Origin of the sequence: Microcoleus sp. A006_D1, from assembly GCF_036702805.1 — a bacterium.
Taxonomy (GTDB): Bacteria; Cyanobacteriota; Cyanobacteriia; order Cyanobacteriales; family Microcoleaceae; genus Microcoleus.
Map to the genome: position 1 here is coordinate 168,115 of NZ_JAUBVZ010000001.1, position 17,116 is coordinate 185,230.

10 protein-coding genes are annotated in these 17,116 nt (G+C 45.9%); 5 read left to right on the forward strand and 5 right to left on the reverse strand.

Features of this window, described 5'->3' with window-relative positions:
* Nucleotides 1-17 precede the first annotated feature (17 nt).
* Entirely contained in the window at nt 18-212 is a 195-nt protein-coding gene (locus tag QUB68_RS00710) for a hypothetical protein (protein WP_332988435.1), read from the reverse strand.
* A gap of 117 nt (nt 213-329) precedes the next feature.
* Here QUB68_RS00710 and QUB68_RS00715 point away from each other — a divergent pair, with 117 nt between their 5' ends.
* From QUB68_RS00715 to QUB68_RS00730, 4 genes are all read left to right on the forward strand, one after another.
* On the forward strand, nt 330-4,628 hold the full coding sequence (locus tag QUB68_RS00715) for a PAS domain S-box protein (RefSeq protein WP_332988437.1): 4,299 nt from the start codon (nt 330-332) through the stop codon (nt 4,626-4,628).
* A 114-nt stretch (nt 4,629-4,742) separates the two neighbouring features.
* Nucleotides 4,743-5,600, forward strand: coding sequence for a DUF1361 domain-containing protein (locus QUB68_RS00720; RefSeq protein WP_332988439.1), 858 nt, complete (start codon nt 4,743-4,745; stop codon nt 5,598-5,600).
* Nucleotides 5,601-6,034: 434 nt separating this feature from the next.
* Entirely contained in the window at nt 6,035-8,011 is a 1,977-nt protein-coding gene (locus QUB68_RS00725) for an ABC transporter ATP-binding protein/permease (protein WP_332988441.1), read from the forward strand.
* 195 nt (nt 8,012-8,206) lie between these two features.
* Nucleotides 8,207-9,850, forward strand: coding sequence for an NB-ARC domain-containing protein (locus tag QUB68_RS00730; protein ID WP_332988443.1), 1,644 nt, complete (start codon nt 8,207-8,209; stop codon nt 9,848-9,850).
* A gap of 232 nt (nt 9,851-10,082) precedes the next feature.
* On the opposite strand, the gene QUB68_RS00735 is transcribed toward QUB68_RS00730, so the two are convergent.
* From QUB68_RS00735 to QUB68_RS00750, 4 genes are all read right to left on the reverse strand, one after another.
* Entirely contained in the window at nt 10,083-11,825 is a 1,743-nt protein-coding gene (locus QUB68_RS00735; RefSeq protein ID WP_332988444.1) for an NAD(P)H-quinone oxidoreductase subunit 4, read from the reverse strand.
* Between the two features lie 291 nt (nt 11,826-12,116).
* Nucleotides 12,117-12,818 carry a DUF4079 domain-containing protein gene (locus tag QUB68_RS00740; RefSeq protein WP_332988446.1) on the reverse strand — a complete coding sequence of 234 codons (702 nt, stop codon included), beginning with the start codon at nt 12,816-12,818 and terminating at the stop codon, nt 12,117-12,119.
* 32 nt (nt 12,819-12,850) lie between these two features.
* On the reverse strand, nt 12,851-15,124 hold the full coding sequence (locus QUB68_RS00745; RefSeq protein WP_332988448.1) for a glycosyltransferase: 2,274 nt from the start codon (nt 15,122-15,124) through the stop codon (nt 12,851-12,853).
* Nucleotides 15,125-15,260: 136 nt separating this feature from the next.
* Complete coding sequence (locus QUB68_RS00750; RefSeq protein WP_332988450.1) at nt 15,261-16,040, reverse strand: YHS domain-containing (seleno)protein; 780 nt, start codon at nt 16,038-16,040, stop codon at nt 15,261-15,263.
* A gap of 293 nt (nt 16,041-16,333) precedes the next feature.
* On the opposite strand from QUB68_RS00750, the gene QUB68_RS00755 reads away from it, so the two are divergent.
* Nucleotides 16,334-16,945 (forward strand): cupin, encoded by a 612-nt coding sequence (locus QUB68_RS00755; RefSeq protein ID WP_332988451.1) that lies wholly within the window; start codon nt 16,334-16,336, stop codon nt 16,943-16,945.
* The last annotated feature ends 171 nt before the right edge of the window (nt 16,946-17,116 follow it).

The following is a 17,116-nucleotide window of genomic DNA, read 5'->3' on the forward strand; positions in this document are numbered from 1 at the left end:
ATAATATTTTTCGGCAATCAACCGATCGCCCGCAACAGCAATGGGGCAGAACAACTACTCAAATCCAGCTCTGGGCGCTGTTGTCCTTTGTTCGCTGCTGCTTGTTGATAGCATTCTTTTAGTCGCTGAGGATTGATAAAACTTAGGGGCAGTATAGCCGATCGCACCAAAAAATCGCGCCGACTCTCGGTAGCGGGTGTTAAATAATACAAAAAAGTCAGGCTGGCTTACGAAATTTCCAGTAAACAGGAAATTTTGCATCTGCCTAGAGAAAGGGAACTAAACTAAATGTATCTAAAGACTTAAAAATAGACCTGAACTGCTGGCAAATGAAATACTTTAAAATTAACAAACTTCTAATTTCACCGTATTTAGCAGCAATTTCGGCATCATTAGCCATATTGGCCGGAGTTGGTATTTTAGAGCGATCGGAACAAGGGCGATTTTGGCAGTACAACCGCGCTAGCACGCTCGATCGGCTCACCACAGTGCGTTCTAAGCTGGAAGGCTCTTTGAATTCCCGGCTGTTTTTGATGCGCGGTTTGGTGGCTGACATTTCCCACAACCCAAACATCACCGAAGCCGAGTTTGCAGCGACGGCGAGAATTCTGGTGGCAGACCAAACCGGCATTCGCAACATCAGTTTAGTTAAAGGCACGACGATCGCTTACATTTACCCGCTGCTGGGAAATGAAAAGGCGATCGGGGTTGACTTGACAACGGTACCCAAACAGCGGCAAATAGTCGAAGATGTCATCAACACCAGAAAAACTTTGCTTGCTGGGCCCGTGCAATTATTGGCGGGGAATGTGGGGTTCATCGGTCGATCGCCCATTTTTCTCACACCCCCCGGCGCAGAACCCGAAACAGGGGTTTTTTGGGGCTTGATAGGGGTTCTGATCGACCAACACGATCTCTTACAGGAAGCGGGACTCAACGACCCCTCAGCTAAGCTGCAATACGCTCTGAGGGGCAAAGATGGGAAGGGAGCGATCGGGGAGGTATTTTTTGGCGACAAGGCGATTTTTCAGAAGAATCCGGTGCTGCTGGAAGTGACTTTGCCCAACGGTTCCTGGCAGTTGGCAGCAATTCCGGTGGGAGAATGGCCCGAGAATTCACCGCTGCGGGGATGGTTGCTTTTTGGTGGTGGCTTGCTGGCTGTTTTCAGCGGGGCGGTGGCGTTTAGCTGGGTGTACGGCCCTGCGAAATTGCGAGCCAGCGAAGCTAAGTATCGGCAATTGGTTGAGAATGCTAACAGCATTATTGTGCAGTTAGACAGTGAAGGCAGGATTACTTTTTTTAACGAGTTTGCGGAAACTTTTTTTGGGTATTTAGAAGCGGAAATTATTGGCAAAAGTGCGATCGGCATAATTGTAGATCCGGCCAATTTGTCGGAAAATGACTTAACCATCATGATGCGAGACTGTTTGGCACAGCCGGAAAAATACTTCAAACACGAAGATGAAAACATTCGCCACAATGGGGAAAAAGTCTGGGTAGCGTGGAGAAACCAACCTTTGCTCGATGCCAAAGGACGATCGATCGGGCTGTTGTGCGTCGGTACAGACATTAGCGATGCCGTGGCGGCAGCTACGCAACGTAAAAAAGCTGAAATCTCCCTGCAAGCTTCTGAAGCAGAATTGCGGGCTTTGTTTGCGGCCATGAACGACGTAATTTTCGTAATTGATACGGAGGGACGCTACCTGAAAATTGCGCCCACAAATCCCGAACTTTTGTACAAACCGCCGGCGGCACTTATAGGCAAAACTCTGCACGAAATCATGCCGCTAGAATTAGCAGATTTTTTTCTCAGTCAAATTCAACTCACCGCCAGCACAAAGCAGACACATTCACTAGAATACAGCCTGCCAATTGACAACAAAGATATTTGGTTTGTGGCTAACATTTCGCCAATGCAGGAAAATACTGTCATTTGGATAGCCCGCGACATTACGCAGCGCAAGCAAGCAGAAAATTGGTTGACTGGTCAAAAACAAATTTTAGAAATTATTGCTAACGGCGCTCCTCTGGGCGATACTTTAAATACTTTACTTAAACTGATCGAACAGCAATCTAAAGATGTCATGGGTTCGATTTTGCTGTTAGATAAAGACGGTCAACACCTGCTGCACGGAGCCGCGCCGAGTTTGCCAGAAAGTTACAATGCTGCTATTCACGGCGTAGCAATCGGCCCGAATGTCGGTTCCTGCGGCACTGCTGTCTATCGCGGCGAACAGGTGCTCGTTACAGATATTGCCAGCGATCCTTTGTGGAAAAATTATCGAGATTTAGCCTTGAGTGTTGGGCTGAGAGCTTGCTTGTCTACTCCTATTCTCTCATCTCAAGGTCAAGTTTTGGGAACTTTTGCAATGTATTACACCCAACCGCGCACTCCCCAAGATTTCGAGCTGCAATTGATCGAAGCGGTGAGGAATTTAGCAGGAATTGCGATCGAGCGCAAACAAGCAGAAGAAAGTCTCAAACAGCTCAATCAAGAACTAGAAAATAGAGTCGAACAAAGAACTGCCCAATTGAAGCAAACAGAAGAACGGTGGCAGCTAGCACTCAAAGGCAATAATGACGGTATTTGGGACTGGAATTTGCAAACAGGGGAACTCTTTCTGTCCGAGCGATTTCTGGAAATTACCGGATATAAACACGTCCAAAATCTCCAAGGCTTTGACCGATGGAGCCGCGCCACCCATCCCGAAGATTCAGCCGCAGTAATGCAAGAACTCCAAGACCATTTAAACAAAAAAACGCCGCATTACATCATCGAATACCGCTTGTGGTGCTACAACAGCGCCTACAAATGGATACTCAGTCGGGGACAAGCTTTGTGGGACGAATCTGGAAAAGCAGTCCGCATTGTTGGTTCAATTACTGACATTACGGAGCGCAAAGAAGCCGAGTCAGCACTGCGGGAAAGCGAGGCAAAATTCCAAAACCTCTCGGCTAATTTGCCGGGAATGATTTATCAATGTTTGTTGCGTGCAGATGGCTCTTTCAGTTTCCCTTACATGAGTCCTGCTTGCCTAGAAATGCTGGAGTTAGAACCAGAAGCGGTTTTGCAAAATGCGGCTTTGGTAATAGATTTAATTCATCCCGAAGACCGTCAAAATTATAACGAATCTGTTGCTATTTCAGCGCAAAGTTTGCAACCTTGGCATTGGGAAGGACGGCTGGTGCTGCCTTCCGGCAAGATGCGCTGGTTTCAGATAATTTCGCGTCCTGAAGCTAAAGAAAACGGCGATATTCTTTGGGACGGCATTGGCATTGATGTGACGGATCGCAAACAAGCTGAATTAGCTTTGCAAGACAGCCAGCAGTTTATTCAAAAAATTGCCGATGCTACTCCCGGTATTTTGTATCTCTACGACTTGGAAGAACAGCGAAATGTCTATGCTAATTGTTCTGTTGGCACGATTTTGGGCTATAGCTTCGACGACATTACAGCCATGGGTGCGTCACTGATAGCTCAGTTAATGAACCCCGAAGATTTGTCAAAAGTTGTGGAACATCACGCGAGCTTTGCAGCAAGAGAAGATGGCGAAATTAGGGAAATTGAGTACAGGATGCTGGCGGCAGACAGCCAATGGTTTTGGCTGCAAAGTCGGGATACAATTTTTAGCAGGAATGCTGAGGGTCAGCCCAAGGTGATAATTGGATTTGCCCAGGATATTACGACTCGCAAACAAGCAGATGAAGCTCTGCGACAAAGCGAGGCGCGAGAAAGAGAAAAATCCCGAGAGTTAGAGTCGGCGCTGCGGTCATTGCGCTCTACTCAAACTCAACTTATTCAAACTGAAAAAATGTCTTCTTTGGGGCAGTTGGTTGCTGGGATTGCTCACGAAGTTAATAATCCCGTTAACTTTATTCACGCTAATATTGATTATCTCAAGCAGTATACAAAACAGTTGCTAGATTTGGTGAGTCTTTACGAAGATGAGTATCCCGAACCTAATCCAAAAATTCTCGATCGCATTGAAGAGATTGATTTGGATTTCATGGCTGAGGATTTAATCAAAATTGTGGGTTCGATGCAGGTAGGAACCGATCGCATCCGGCAAATTGTGTTGTCCCTGAGAAATTTCTCGCGGCTGGACGAAGCGGCAATGAAGCCAGTCGATATTCACGCGGGAATTGACAGCACTTTGTTGATTTTGCAACACCGCTTGAAGAGTCACGACAGCCGCCCGGAAATTGCAGTGATTAAGGAGTTCGGGAAACTGCCGCCCGTTGAGTGCTATGCCAGCCAACTGAATCAGGTGTTTATGAATATTATTGCTAATGGAATTGATGCTATTGAAGAACGATATCACAAGTTATCGGTTCCGGGCTCAAAGACAAATCCTGGCCAGATTACTATTTGGACTGGTGTCACCGCGCACAGCACTGTGATGGTGAAAATTTCCGACAGCGGTACGGGAATTCCGCAGGAAATAGTCGATCGCATTTTTAACCCGTTTTTTACGACAAAAGCTGTGGGTAAAGGTACCGGCTTGGGAATGTCGATCGCGCACTCGATTGTGGTAGAAAAGCACAAGGGCAAGATTGGGTGTATTTCGCAAGTCGGGTGCGGAACCACTTTTGCGATCGAAATTCCGATCGGCAAAAACTATCAGTAGCAGCGTGCATCAGCCAGCAGCCGCTACCTGACGCACCCTACAAGTTAACCTAAGATAGATCCAAGCTGCTAGGGAAGCGGTGCTGCATCAACCTTTAACTGGATAAAAACTGACATGATGGGATTAATCCTGGAAGCGCTGGGAGCAATGGGACACAATGTCCGCTGGATGTCTTGGAATTTGTTTTTAGGTTTAGTACCCCTGGGCCTGAGTTTTTGGCTGTTCCGCAAACCTCGATCGCGCTGGCTGCTGTGGGGTACGGGCTTTCTCCTGGGCGCTACTTTTTTGTCCAGTACGCGCCCTGTTTTTGCCTATCTGAAGCACATAGTGCAAGATGTGGGCAAAACTTACGTTTTGGGGGCGATCGCGATTACACTGGCACTGATGGCTTTAGACATCTGGGTACTGCGGCAGCGCGGAGTTCGCTCTCTCCGCTGGTGGGGCGGTTTTTTCTGGTTTATTGCTTTTTTGCCGAATGCACCCTACGTTTTAACTGATATCATTCACCTGATCCGCCAGATTAAAGAGGGGAATTCGGTTTGGACTGTGACTCTGGCTTTGATCCCGCAGTATCTGGCGTTTATGCTGCTCGGGTTTGGAGCTTACGTGCTGTCGGTGATGAATTTGGGTTACTATTTGAAGCAACAGGGTTGGAGTAAATTTATCCTGGCAACGGAGATAACCATACACGCACTTTCGGCGATCGGCATTTATTTAGGGCGATTTATCCGCTTCAACACTTGGGACATTCTGACTAACCCCGATCAGTTGGTTAACACTGTAATGAACGATTTGATTGGTAAGCGTCCGGTGGTCGTAATGGCTGCAACTTTTGCGGTAATTGCCTGTTTGTATTGGGTAATGAAACAAGTAATTTTAGGGATTAGCCAGCGGTTTTACAGCAGCCAATCGCAGTCGGAGTTGTCGGGCGAAAGCGCGACTGCTTCCGATCCCCTAGATTTGAGATTTTAGACTTGCTCCACAACTAACGTACAAACTTTTTGGCTCTCCACAATTTAAATCGGAAAACAAGTATTCCTCTGTGGGTGATATCATGTCCGGTAAAATAACCCATATCTGGTTGATCGTTCGGACTTCAGTCCTCTAATTTTCATGAGGACTGAAGTCCTCACTACCAACCAATTTAATTGCGATCGTTCTTTTTGGACATGATATGAGAACAACTTCTTCGCTCAACTCTCGAATAGATTACTAGACTTGAATTGCAAAAATAATTAGGACGCTGCTCAGAGCAACGTCCCACATTTTTTTTTTCTTGTGGGACGTTGCTCTGAGCAGCGTCCGAAAATTTGATTAAAAGGACTTTTGCACTCTTGTCTACTGTGGCAATGGGGAATAAAACTTGATATGTTAGAACAGTCGAAGTAGTTTTGTAAACAGCAAAGATGAATCGATTTGACCGTCAGTTATGGAAGAGATTTATTGCGATCGCCCAACCTTACTTTTATCCTTTAGAGCCTGGGGGAGGCAGGGTTTTTCTGGGATTAGTGGCGCTGTTGTTGATATTTCTGTTCGCTGCGATGTTTGTGGCTGTGAGCGCTGTCTGTTTGCTAGGTCAAGCTCTTTTTCCAGCTTTTGTCAATAATATTGCTGCTGGGTTAGTTAGTTTGTTGCAAGGAATTATTAATTCCCCGACAATGCTCATTATTGCCTTGATGCTAATTATTCCTTTCAGCATTTTTTTATTAGTCAAAGGCAAATTGAGACCGCATTGGCAGTCGTGGGCATTATTGGCTCTATTGCTGTTATTGTCCCTGTCTGTCAGCGGCTTGAATGTAATAATTAGTTACGTCAGCAACTTTTTCAACACAGCACTAGCAAAAAAAGACCAGCTCAATTATTGGAAGTATCTTTTTGTCTATGCGGGCGTCTTTGTAGTCGGCACTCCCATTGTGGTAATTTACCGCTACACCCAAGATAAATTGGGTCTCTACTGGCGGGAATGGATGACAAATAAGTTCCTCGATAAATATTTTCAGAATCGGGCTTATTACGAAATAAATTCACACAAGGAAATCGACAATCCCGACCAAAGAATTTCTGAAGATGTCAAATCGTTTACCCAGACAAGTTTGACATTTATGCTGGTGATCCTGGGTTCAATAGTTGATATTATATCTTTCACTGGTATCCTGTGGTCTATCTCGAAACAACTTTCAATTTTCCTGATTGTATATGCTATTTTGGGCACGGTCGCCACTCTGATTTTTGGTCAAAGATTAGTGCCTCTGAATTTCGAGCAACTTAAAAAAGAAGCTAATTTCCGCTACGGACTGGTTCACATTCGCGACAATGCTGAATCTATTGCCTTTTATCGGGGGGAAGAGCGAGAATCGATGCAAATAAAGCAGCGCTTCGTGGAAGTATTCCGCAATTTTAATTTGCTAATTGGCTGGCAGCGAAACTTGGATTATTTCACAACTGGATACGGATATGCTGTTGTGATTATTCCGGCTTTGTTTCTGGCTCCAGCTTACTTTGCCGACCAAAGCGGTACAATTCAGTTTGGAGATATCAGTCAAGCCGGTTTCGCTTTCAGTCAGGTTTTACGAGCTTTTTCTGTGATTGTCAGTCGTATTGAACCGCTGAGTTCTTTTGCAGCTAGTATCAATCGTTTGACTGTATTTACAGATACTTTGGAAGCAGAAAGAGCGGTATCTCGTGCACCAGGAACTGCGATAGATGTCGTAGTTGATTCTGAGTTGATGCTGGAACACGTTACTTTAGATACTCCGCAGCATGAAAAGACTTTGATTAGGGATTTGTCGGTGGCGGTGTCGCCGGGGGAAGGACTGTTAATTGTCGGTCAAAGCGGTGCTGGGAAAAGTTCTTTGCTGCGGGCAATTGCGGGTTTGTGGGACTCTGGAACCGGCCGTTTGGCGCGGCCGGAACTCGGAGAAATGCTGTTTTTGCCGCAGCGTCCTTATATGATTTTGGGTAGTTTGCGATCGCAACTTCTCTATCCCAACACCAGCAGCGATGTTGATGAGATTAAATTGCGTCGGGTTTTGGCATCAGTAAACTTAGCAGATTTGCCGGACAGATTGGGCGGTTTTGATGCGGATTTAGATTGGGCTGAGATTTTGTCGCTGGGAGAACAGCAGCGTTTAGCTTTTGCGAGATTGTTGCTGACGGAACCGCGATATGCTATTTTGGATGAGGCGACAAGTGCTTTGGATTTGAAGAACGAGCAACATTTATACGAGCAGTTGCAAGCCACTAAAACTACATTTGTGAGTGTCGGACACCGCTTGAGTTTGTTGAAATATCACCAGCAGGTTTTGGAACTTTTGGGCGATGGGAGTTGGCGGCTGCTTTCTGCCGAAGAATACCGCGAAAGCGCGATCGTGTTTGGTTTATAGAGGGCTGCTAAAGATGAGATCGTGTCTGGTAAAATAACCCATATCTGGTTTGATCGTTCGGACTTCAGTCCTCATAAAAACTCAGAGGACTGAAGTCCGAACGATCAAACCTATTTTACAGATTCAATTGTTCGCCAGCGAGAACTCACATAATATAATAGAAGATAGATTTTTAGTACAGGCGAGATTCCTACCTTGACTACTCCGATTCCTCAAAACTTTGTGCAAACGATCGCCAAACAGCGCGGTGTCACAGATGCCGAGTTAGAGACTGTGTTTATGGCTCTCGACGGTCAATCTACGGCTAACATCGCAACCAAGCTTGGCATTAGCGACATCGCCGTTCGCAAAAGACTAGGCGAAGTTTACAAAAAGTTTCAGATTGCGGGGAACGGCCCTGGAAAGTTGTCGGAATTGAGACATCAGTTGCTGTTTTCATACCACACTGAGCAGGGATCGAGCGATTTTAGTCGAGGTAAAGGTTCTGTATTCAAAATGGCTAACGGGCGCCGACAAGAAGATTGGGGCCAAGCACCCGATGTCTCGGTTTTTTACGGGCGGACTGAAGAATTAACTACTTTAAAGCAGTGGATTGTATCGGATAATTGTCGCGTCGTATCGGTGCTGGGTTTGACTGGTAGCGGCAAAACAACTCTGTCGGTGCAGTTGGGAAAACAGCTACAGAATGAGTTTGATTTTGTGATTTGGCGATCGCTGCGATCGGCACCAACACCATCCGACTTCCTAGCGAGTTTAATTCCACTTTTTTCTCACCAACAAAAGCCGGATATGCCGTTAGCGGAGCCCTCGAAGAGGATCGACCTTAACGGCAAAATTTCGCGCTTAGTCGAATATCTGCGCCAGCAGCGCTGTCTGCTAATTTTAGACGATTTGGAAGCAATTCTCAAACCCGAAGAACTAGCAGGACACTACCGCGAAGGCTGCGAAGGATATCGAGATTTAATTGTGCGGCTCTGTGAGGTGAATCACAATAGCTGTTTGGTGCTAGTTAGTTCAGAAGAGCCTACGGAACTGAGTTTGCTGGCTGGAGAAAAAGTGCGGTCTTTAAAACCTGCTATTTCCGAGGAAATTGCCCGGGAGATTTTCCAAGAAAAAGGCTTGTCCGCCCACGATCGAGAATGGGAAATCTTGTTAGCGCGGTACGGAGGCAATCTGTTAGCTTTGAAGATTGTGGCGACAACGATTCACGAGTTTTTCGAGGGGAATGTTTGCAAGTTTTTGGAAGCGACGGCGTTATTTATTGAAGAACATATCAGCAATTTGCTCGCGCAGCAGTTCGATCGAATGTCAAGTGCTGAACAAGAGATTGCCTACTGGATGGCTATTGCTCAAAGTCCGATTTCCCTGACGACTTTGCGAGAGCAGATGTTGGTCAATTCGTCGCTGTCCGATTTGCTAAAAAATCTCGATTCTTTGAGCCGTCGCTCGCTGATTGACAAAATCAGTGAGGGCGGGGAAACGGTTTTTCTGCTTCAGCCTTTGATTGTGCAGTATGTGAGCGACAGATTGGTCGATCAGATGCGATCGGAGGTTTTGGAGACAGTTAAGACGCAAGGAATAGAAAGAATGCGACTGCTAAAAACTCACAATTTTAGCCAGATTATAGCTGAAAATAAAGAAAGTAAAGAAACTAGAACTCGCTCAATTTTAGAAGTAGTTAAAAATCGGCTGCAATTGTTGTTCCTGAAAACAACAGGTTCGGAAGAACCGCTAAATATCCTGACGAAAGTTGCCTCTGATTTACAGGATAAATCGATGCTTGAGGTGGGATATGCTAGGGAAAATCTAGCGCAGATTATTGCAGAAATTCAGCGCTAATGTTATTGCCAAGAAGGTGAGGACATTCTTAGGAATGAGAATTAAATAAACTGCAATTTTAATTTTTTTTGTGGGATGGGCGTCTCGCCCGTCAAAAAGGGGCGGGCGAGACGCCCACCCCACAAGCGATCCTTAATTGCTTATTTTTTCTGCCTTCTTCCTTAACAAAAAAGCGATCGCCCTTTAACAAAAGCGATCGTCCAATTTTCAACGAAAACAGAATCGGATAAAATTACTTGACAATACCCAAAACCGAGGCAGATTCAGAGCCTGTAATTTTGCCCAAAGCAGGCGCTGTTTGAGCTTGTGCAATCTTGGGCGTCAAAAATCCCTTCGCATAAATCTGAGGATTTTTTTGAACGATTTGGGTGTAAGATTCGCGGACTATTGCGTTTACCGCCACAGTCTTCGCGTCGTAAACTTGCATCGCCATGTTGGGATAGAAACCAATGCCGACAATCGGTATCAAGAAGCAAAATGCGATCGCCACTTCCCGAGGTTTAGCATCCATAAACACTGCATCACCAGGCAAAATGCAACTATTACCGAAACAAACCGCTGCATCCAGATTATTTCTCTGATTCAGCAAATTTAGATCTTCGATGTCGCAAGCAGCCAATGTTCCGCAGTTGTAAAATAACTGTCGCAGCATCGAGAGCAAATAAATCGGCGTCAAAATCAGTCCCACTGCCGCCAGGAACACTGTCACGGCGCGGAAAGAAGTGCTGTACATATCGCTAGTTGCGACGCCCACAAACACTGATAGTTCGCTAGCAAAACCGCTCATTCCCGGGAGTGCCAAAGATGCCATCGCGCCTGCGGTAAACAAGGCAAACACTTTCGGCATGACTTTCCCAATCTCGCCCATCTCGTCCATGATCATTGTATGCGTGCGATCGTAGGTAACGCCAGCCAGGAAAAACAAGACTGAGGCGATCAAACCGTGGGAAATCATTTGCAGCAGCGCCCCGTTGATTCCCAAATCCGTGAAGGAAGCAATACCCAACAACACGAATCCCATGTGAGAAATCGACGAATTCGCGAGGCGGCGCTTCATGTTCGTTTGGCCGAAGGAATTCAGCGCGCCGTAGATAATGTTAACCACGCCGAGCACCGCCATAATCGGTGCAAAGTAAACGTGTGCTTTGGGAAGAAGTTCTAAATTCAGGCGAATCAGTCCGTATCCGCCCATTTTCAGCAATACGCCAGCCAGAATCATCGACACCGGAGAAGATGCTTCGCCGTGGGCGTCAGGCAGCCATGTGTGAAAGGGGAAAATAGCGAGTTTCACGCCGAAGGCAATCAACAATCCCGCATACAGCCAGAGTTCTAAACCTAGCGGGTAGTCTTTCAAACCCAGTTCTACCATGTCGAAGGTAACGTTTCCTCCGCCGTAGAATCCCATTGCTAAGGCAGCGATGAGAATAAAGATAGAAGCGCCGGCGGTGTAAATCAAGAATTTGGTAGCTGCGTAGCGGCGGTTTTGTCCGCCCCAAATCGAGATTAGCAGGTACACCGGAATTAGTTCTAGTTCCCAGACAATGAACAGCAGCATGATGTCTTGGGCGACAAATACTCCGATTTGTGCCGAGTACATCACCAGCATCAGGAAGTAGAACAATCGCGGCTTGCGATCGACCTCCCATGCAGCAAAAATAGATAGCGTCGTCACCAATCCCGCCAACAACACCAGCGGAACTGACAGCCCGTCAACGGAAACAGACCAGTTGAGGCCTAAAGAAGGTATCCAGGAATATTTCTCGACAATTTGGAAAGTAGAGATGCTTGGATCGTAGTGTGTCCAAAACACCCAGCACATTAATACAAAGTCTGTAATGCCTACGCCTAGGGCATACCAGCGCACGGTTTTGCCGTCTGTATCGGGCAAAAAAGGGATGGCGAGGGCAGCGATGAGGGGTAGGATGACAATTGCGGTTAGCCAAGGAAATTGATCCGCTATCAAGATATTGAGCATAAATACTTAGTTGGAACTTACCACGATTATAATACCCAGTTTAATGAAAAATTAAGATTTGTAAATATTTTTTGAGATCAATGGCAAGAAAATATAACTCATAGATTTCCCAAAATGTCAAGATACTTAGTACGTATTTATGCAGCTTGCTGAAAATGATGGAACAGTCTCTGTAGGGCGCGTCGCCATTCTTTAATCCCTTGCATGGCGATCTGAGAGCGACGCACCTGTTCCGCGTACTCCCCCTAATGATTGTTCTGTAGCACGAGTTTTTATGGCAGGCACTGTGACTCAGGGTTTGGGGCAAGTCTTATTGGCGAAGTCACAGCTATAAATGTAGGGTTTCTGCCAACTCAGAGGAATTTCTAATAAATCGCGGGTTCCGGTCATTCCCTGTCCCAGAAACAGCAGCACAGCGATCGAGTTCAAGATGACATGGACAGTGCGCCAGCGATTCGATCGATCTTTGTAAATGTCTTGAATAATGGCAAGGGAGAAAACCATCAGTAGCGCAGCGGTGATCCCAATGTAGTAGTGAGACCAATACCATTCATCGGTGCGACGATAAACGCCATCTTGAGCGCCAAGAATCACCAAACCAGCACCAGTCAAAGTCGCAAATATGCCACGCCATAACGCCGGTGTCGATCGATACAACATGACCAAAGAGGCAATAGTGGCCACAAACATCAGCACAATGAAAATGACTTGAAATGAGTTTTTGCTCCAAACATCCTTGCTCAAAATATGCTCAAAAATCGCGTAGCCTAGACCCAACAGCGTCACTCCTACCACAGATCCAGACAGAATTTTACCTGCTTTGACGTGTTCTGAGCCGACTACAGGGGGAATTTTGCTCTTATCCCCAGATGCAATTTGCTGGCGGCGCTGCATGGTTTGCCAAGCCATATTCAGCACAATACCCAGCATCGGAAAAACGATCGCTACAGCTACAACGGGATGCAGCAAAGCCATAAAATCTTTAAATTCCATAAAGCACCTTTTTGTTTTTAAAGTCGATCGCACTAAACTTTTGAGATTTTCACGAAATCAATCGCCCGATCGCGATCGAACAAAACCCGAGGCTTCAATAAAATCCCAAATAACAGGAACAGAGACTTTAACTCACCAGGAGCGCAAGAGCGTTTCCATTGATTCGGACGACAAAACAACATTTCCACCAGACATCGATGTTGCGGCAAAGCCAATTCATCAAAGCGGATATGTACCGAGGGAAATTCCTGACTAAAATCAACGCGAGTTATCTGTCCTTGTAGCCTCAAATTTTCTTCCAAAATTTTCAGCGTAACTGGGAAGGTTTCTCCTGGAATAAGTGAAGGGAATCCAGCTTGAGTTATCTCTAAATGAACCCCCACTTCAGAAATGAAAGTAGTCACGCCCCACATAATTTGTCCGTCGATCACTAGCCGTACCAATCGACGCAAGTCAAACCATTCATACCGATCGGATTTAGGAGCGTCTAACAATATTAACAGCGTAATGCTGATAATTAAAAGGTTGTAGGCGCTCCAAATCCAACCAATCCCCAACCCTTTGAGCTGGTGGATGATTTCCGGTTCTGAGGCGTGCATCTGAAATTGAATCAAACAGGTGCCCAGAACGTGCCACAGGCTGATGGCATTGGGAATAAATAATAGCAGCAACGGTAGCGCTAACTTCCAGTTGAAGGAAAAGCGATCGCTCACAGTACCTTTGGCTGTGACATTAAATCCTTTGGAGAAGGGAGAAAGCATCACCTGAAAGACCGTCAAAACTAGCGGGAATGCTAGTACCAGTGAATAAATATCAGAGAGTAATGCCGATCGCGATCGATGATTCAACCAGGAGAAAACCGTCAACTGCACTAAATAATAGGGCAGAAAGAAGTACAACATTTCTGGAACAGTGGCTCGGATGGGAATCACGCCCAAAAACGAATAAGCTAAAGGCATCAACAGAAAGCCGATACGCGGAATGCTACCAAACCAATTCAGGAGTCCTTCTAAATGCGCGAGTCGCTGGAGGAGGTTTAATCCGGGGATAGTCAGGGGATTGGAATCAATAAAAAAAGCTTGTAAAGTTCCCCGCGCCCAGCGTAGGCGTTGAGTGGCGTAAGCAGAAATATTTTCGGCCGCCAAACCAGCGCTAAGTTTTTCATTGAGATACACTAAGCGATAGCCTTTAGCAGAGAGTTTAATGCCTGTGAAATAGTCTTCACTGAGGGATTCGGTGACAAATCCTCCGGCATTTTCTAAGGCGCTGCGTCTCACCACAAACGAGGTTCCAGAACAAACTACACTGCCGGCACCATCTTTGAGCGGTTCAATTTGGCGGTAGAAAACCTCTTCTTCCGGCGCGATCACGTTATCCAAACCTAAGTTACGGGCGATCGGATCGGCATTGTAATAACTTTGAGGCGTTTGAACCAAGGCAACTCCGGGATCTTGGAAAAAACCAACGGTGCGAATCAGAAAGTTTTTGGTAGGGATAAAGTCAGCATCAAATACAACAATGAACTCTCCTTGAGTATAAGTTAAGGCATGATTCAGATTTCCTGCTTTCGCATGGTAATTATTAGCTCTAGTGCGGTATTCACACCCTAATTCTTCTGCAAGTTGCCGGATTTCTTCACGGCGCGTATCATCGAGGAGATAGATTTTTTTGTTGGCATAGTCGAGGGCTTGACAACCAATTACCGTGCGTTTGAGAATATAGGCAGGCTCATTGTAAGTGGGAATCAAAACATCAACCGCTGGCGTGAATCTACCCTCAACGACATCGATCGCCAACCGATTCGCTTCGGAACGGCGATCCTTGACCAGCAACATCAAAAATAACTGAAGGATGTTGGTCAGCAAGAGGAAAAGTTCTAGCAGAAACAACCCAATGCTAAAGACTCCATCTAAGGGATCGGATACATTTAAGGTGGTGAGCGATCGCCACAGCAGATAACGAGTCACCAACACCAACAAAATTCCCACAACTACCACCCGCGACCAGGTTCGGGGTACGGGCGAAACCCGCATAATCAGCCAAGAAATCGCCAGCAGAGCGATCGTAGGTGTGAGCAAAGACTCCCCCATTACCATCGGCACTTCCAGCCACATGGGAGGATGATTCTGCATTGCTTGGAGTTGGGCAAATAGATGATTTAGAGTGCCGTTACCAGCAAACCAAGCAGCAACCAGTCCACCGGTTACGATAACTGAACCTAACATGACGAGGGTGGCGATCGGTATTCGGTTGCTGCGGGTACTCTCTCGACGACGCCAGCCCAAAGAATTCAGCCATGAAGTCATATTTTTGTTGAGGATAATTTATGAATGGGTGTGGGGTGTCCCGCCGGCCCTTCTCGCAGCCACAGGCAAGATGCCTGTGCCACCAGAGATCAAATTGCTTGTGGGGTGTCCCCCCTGACCTAAGTTCTATTTGAATTTAACGAAACAGTTCTTTGTTATTCAGAATAGCTGGCCAATTCTTGTTTGCTAAAGCAATGTGACCGGGAATATCACCTATCCACTGTGCTTGTACCTTCTTGTCGTAGTTGAGATAAAGCTTCCCATCAACAATTTTCCAGGCATCAGGCTGGGTGGCAACAAGATTGCCTTCACTCGCAGCTTGGGCGCAATATCCACCGTATTGAGGAGCATACTTTTCAGGATTTTTAGCAAACAAATCGCGGTTTGCTGCACTAGCAAATATCCAAGTTGTTCCACCCCAATTCTGTTTAAATTGGCTAACTCCCATCACTAATTTGCTTTGGGTGAAATAGGCTACAATATCCTGACCATCGAGGGCTACGCCTTTCTCGGTATAATACTTAGGATGAACAGTTGTTGTGCTGCTTTTTCCTGCACAAGGATTGGCTTTACCCGCGCAAGGATTGGCTTTACCAGCACAAGGATTTTTACCAGCGCAAGGATTGGCTTTACCAGCGCAAGGGTTTTTACCAGCGCAAGGGTTTTTACCAGCGCAAGGATTTTTACCAGCGCAAGGATTTTTACCAGCGCAAGGATTGGCTTTGCCAGCGCAAGGATTGGCTTTGCCAGCACAAGGATTGGCTTTGCCAGCACAAGGATTGGCTTCTGCAATCTTGGATGAAACGGTTGTAGAGTTTGAGTTTGTTGAAGCCTTGAGATTGGCGTAGCTAACATTAGCTGTTACCAAACCTAGAATGGTGGCAATGGCGATCGTGGTAATGTATTTTACTTTCATGTGTTTAATTTCCCGATGAATAGTTAGTAGTTTCAGACCAGATATTTGCTTGAGAGTTCTTACTCTCTGGCAAGTCTGCGGCTTTTTGTTGTCCTCAAGATTTGAGGTTATTTACATTAACACTCAAGAATATGAGCGCTAGATGAGGAAGAGATGGATGGGAGATAAAACTCTGAATGCCCGATCGGTCGGTTTCTTCAGCAAAAATTCATCTGGGAATTAGGAACGCATCATCTAGTTAGCAGGAATATCTTATAGAGTGGAGATCAACCCCGATCCTTAGTGTCAAATTTATGACAGGAAAAGACTTGTTAGTGACGGATGATGGACAGTACCAGGTTTGTGAGGCTACCAATCAAATTGAAGATTTGACTCATCCTTACCGACTTTACCGCTTTTTAACTGACTTGGAAGATGTATTAGAGCAAATTAGTGATGATTCTTTACGACTCCAAGCAATTTGTCCCCTTGTTCGCAGGTTGTTAGATAGTTCTTCCTGGTTGGAAATGGCTCTGCTTGAGCCTGACTCTGAGACTGGTTGGGCGGTACAAACACTTTATGATGAACCATTTTTTCCTCTGACGGTGCAGTTGGTGGCTTGGGCTCCGGGTACAGTTTCTCCCATTCACAATCATGCGAGTTGGGGAGTGGTGGCGCTACTGGGTGGAGAGGAGAAAAATACTTTGTGGAGGCGATCGCCAATTCCGAAGTTTCCCGATAAAATTCAAACAGTGGGCGATATTTTGCTTGCACCGGGTGACGTTTTGTGCTTGATGCCTGATGCGATTCATCATGTGGAAGCCCTCGGAGATGAACCAACAATTAGTTTTAATCTTTATGGTGAAGCAGATTATGCTCGACGCTTTGAGTTTAACCAGATTCAAGGTACTGCGGAAAACTTTTAAGCGAGCATTCTGATGGATATTTTTATCTACATTTCTGGACTCACTCATACCAAATAAACCACCTTTGGAGGACGGGCAAGATGCCCATCCCACCTTTGGAGGACGGGCAAGATGCCCATCCCACCTTTGCTACTTTTGATTGCTCTAGTTGGAATTGGTCTAATTTTCATA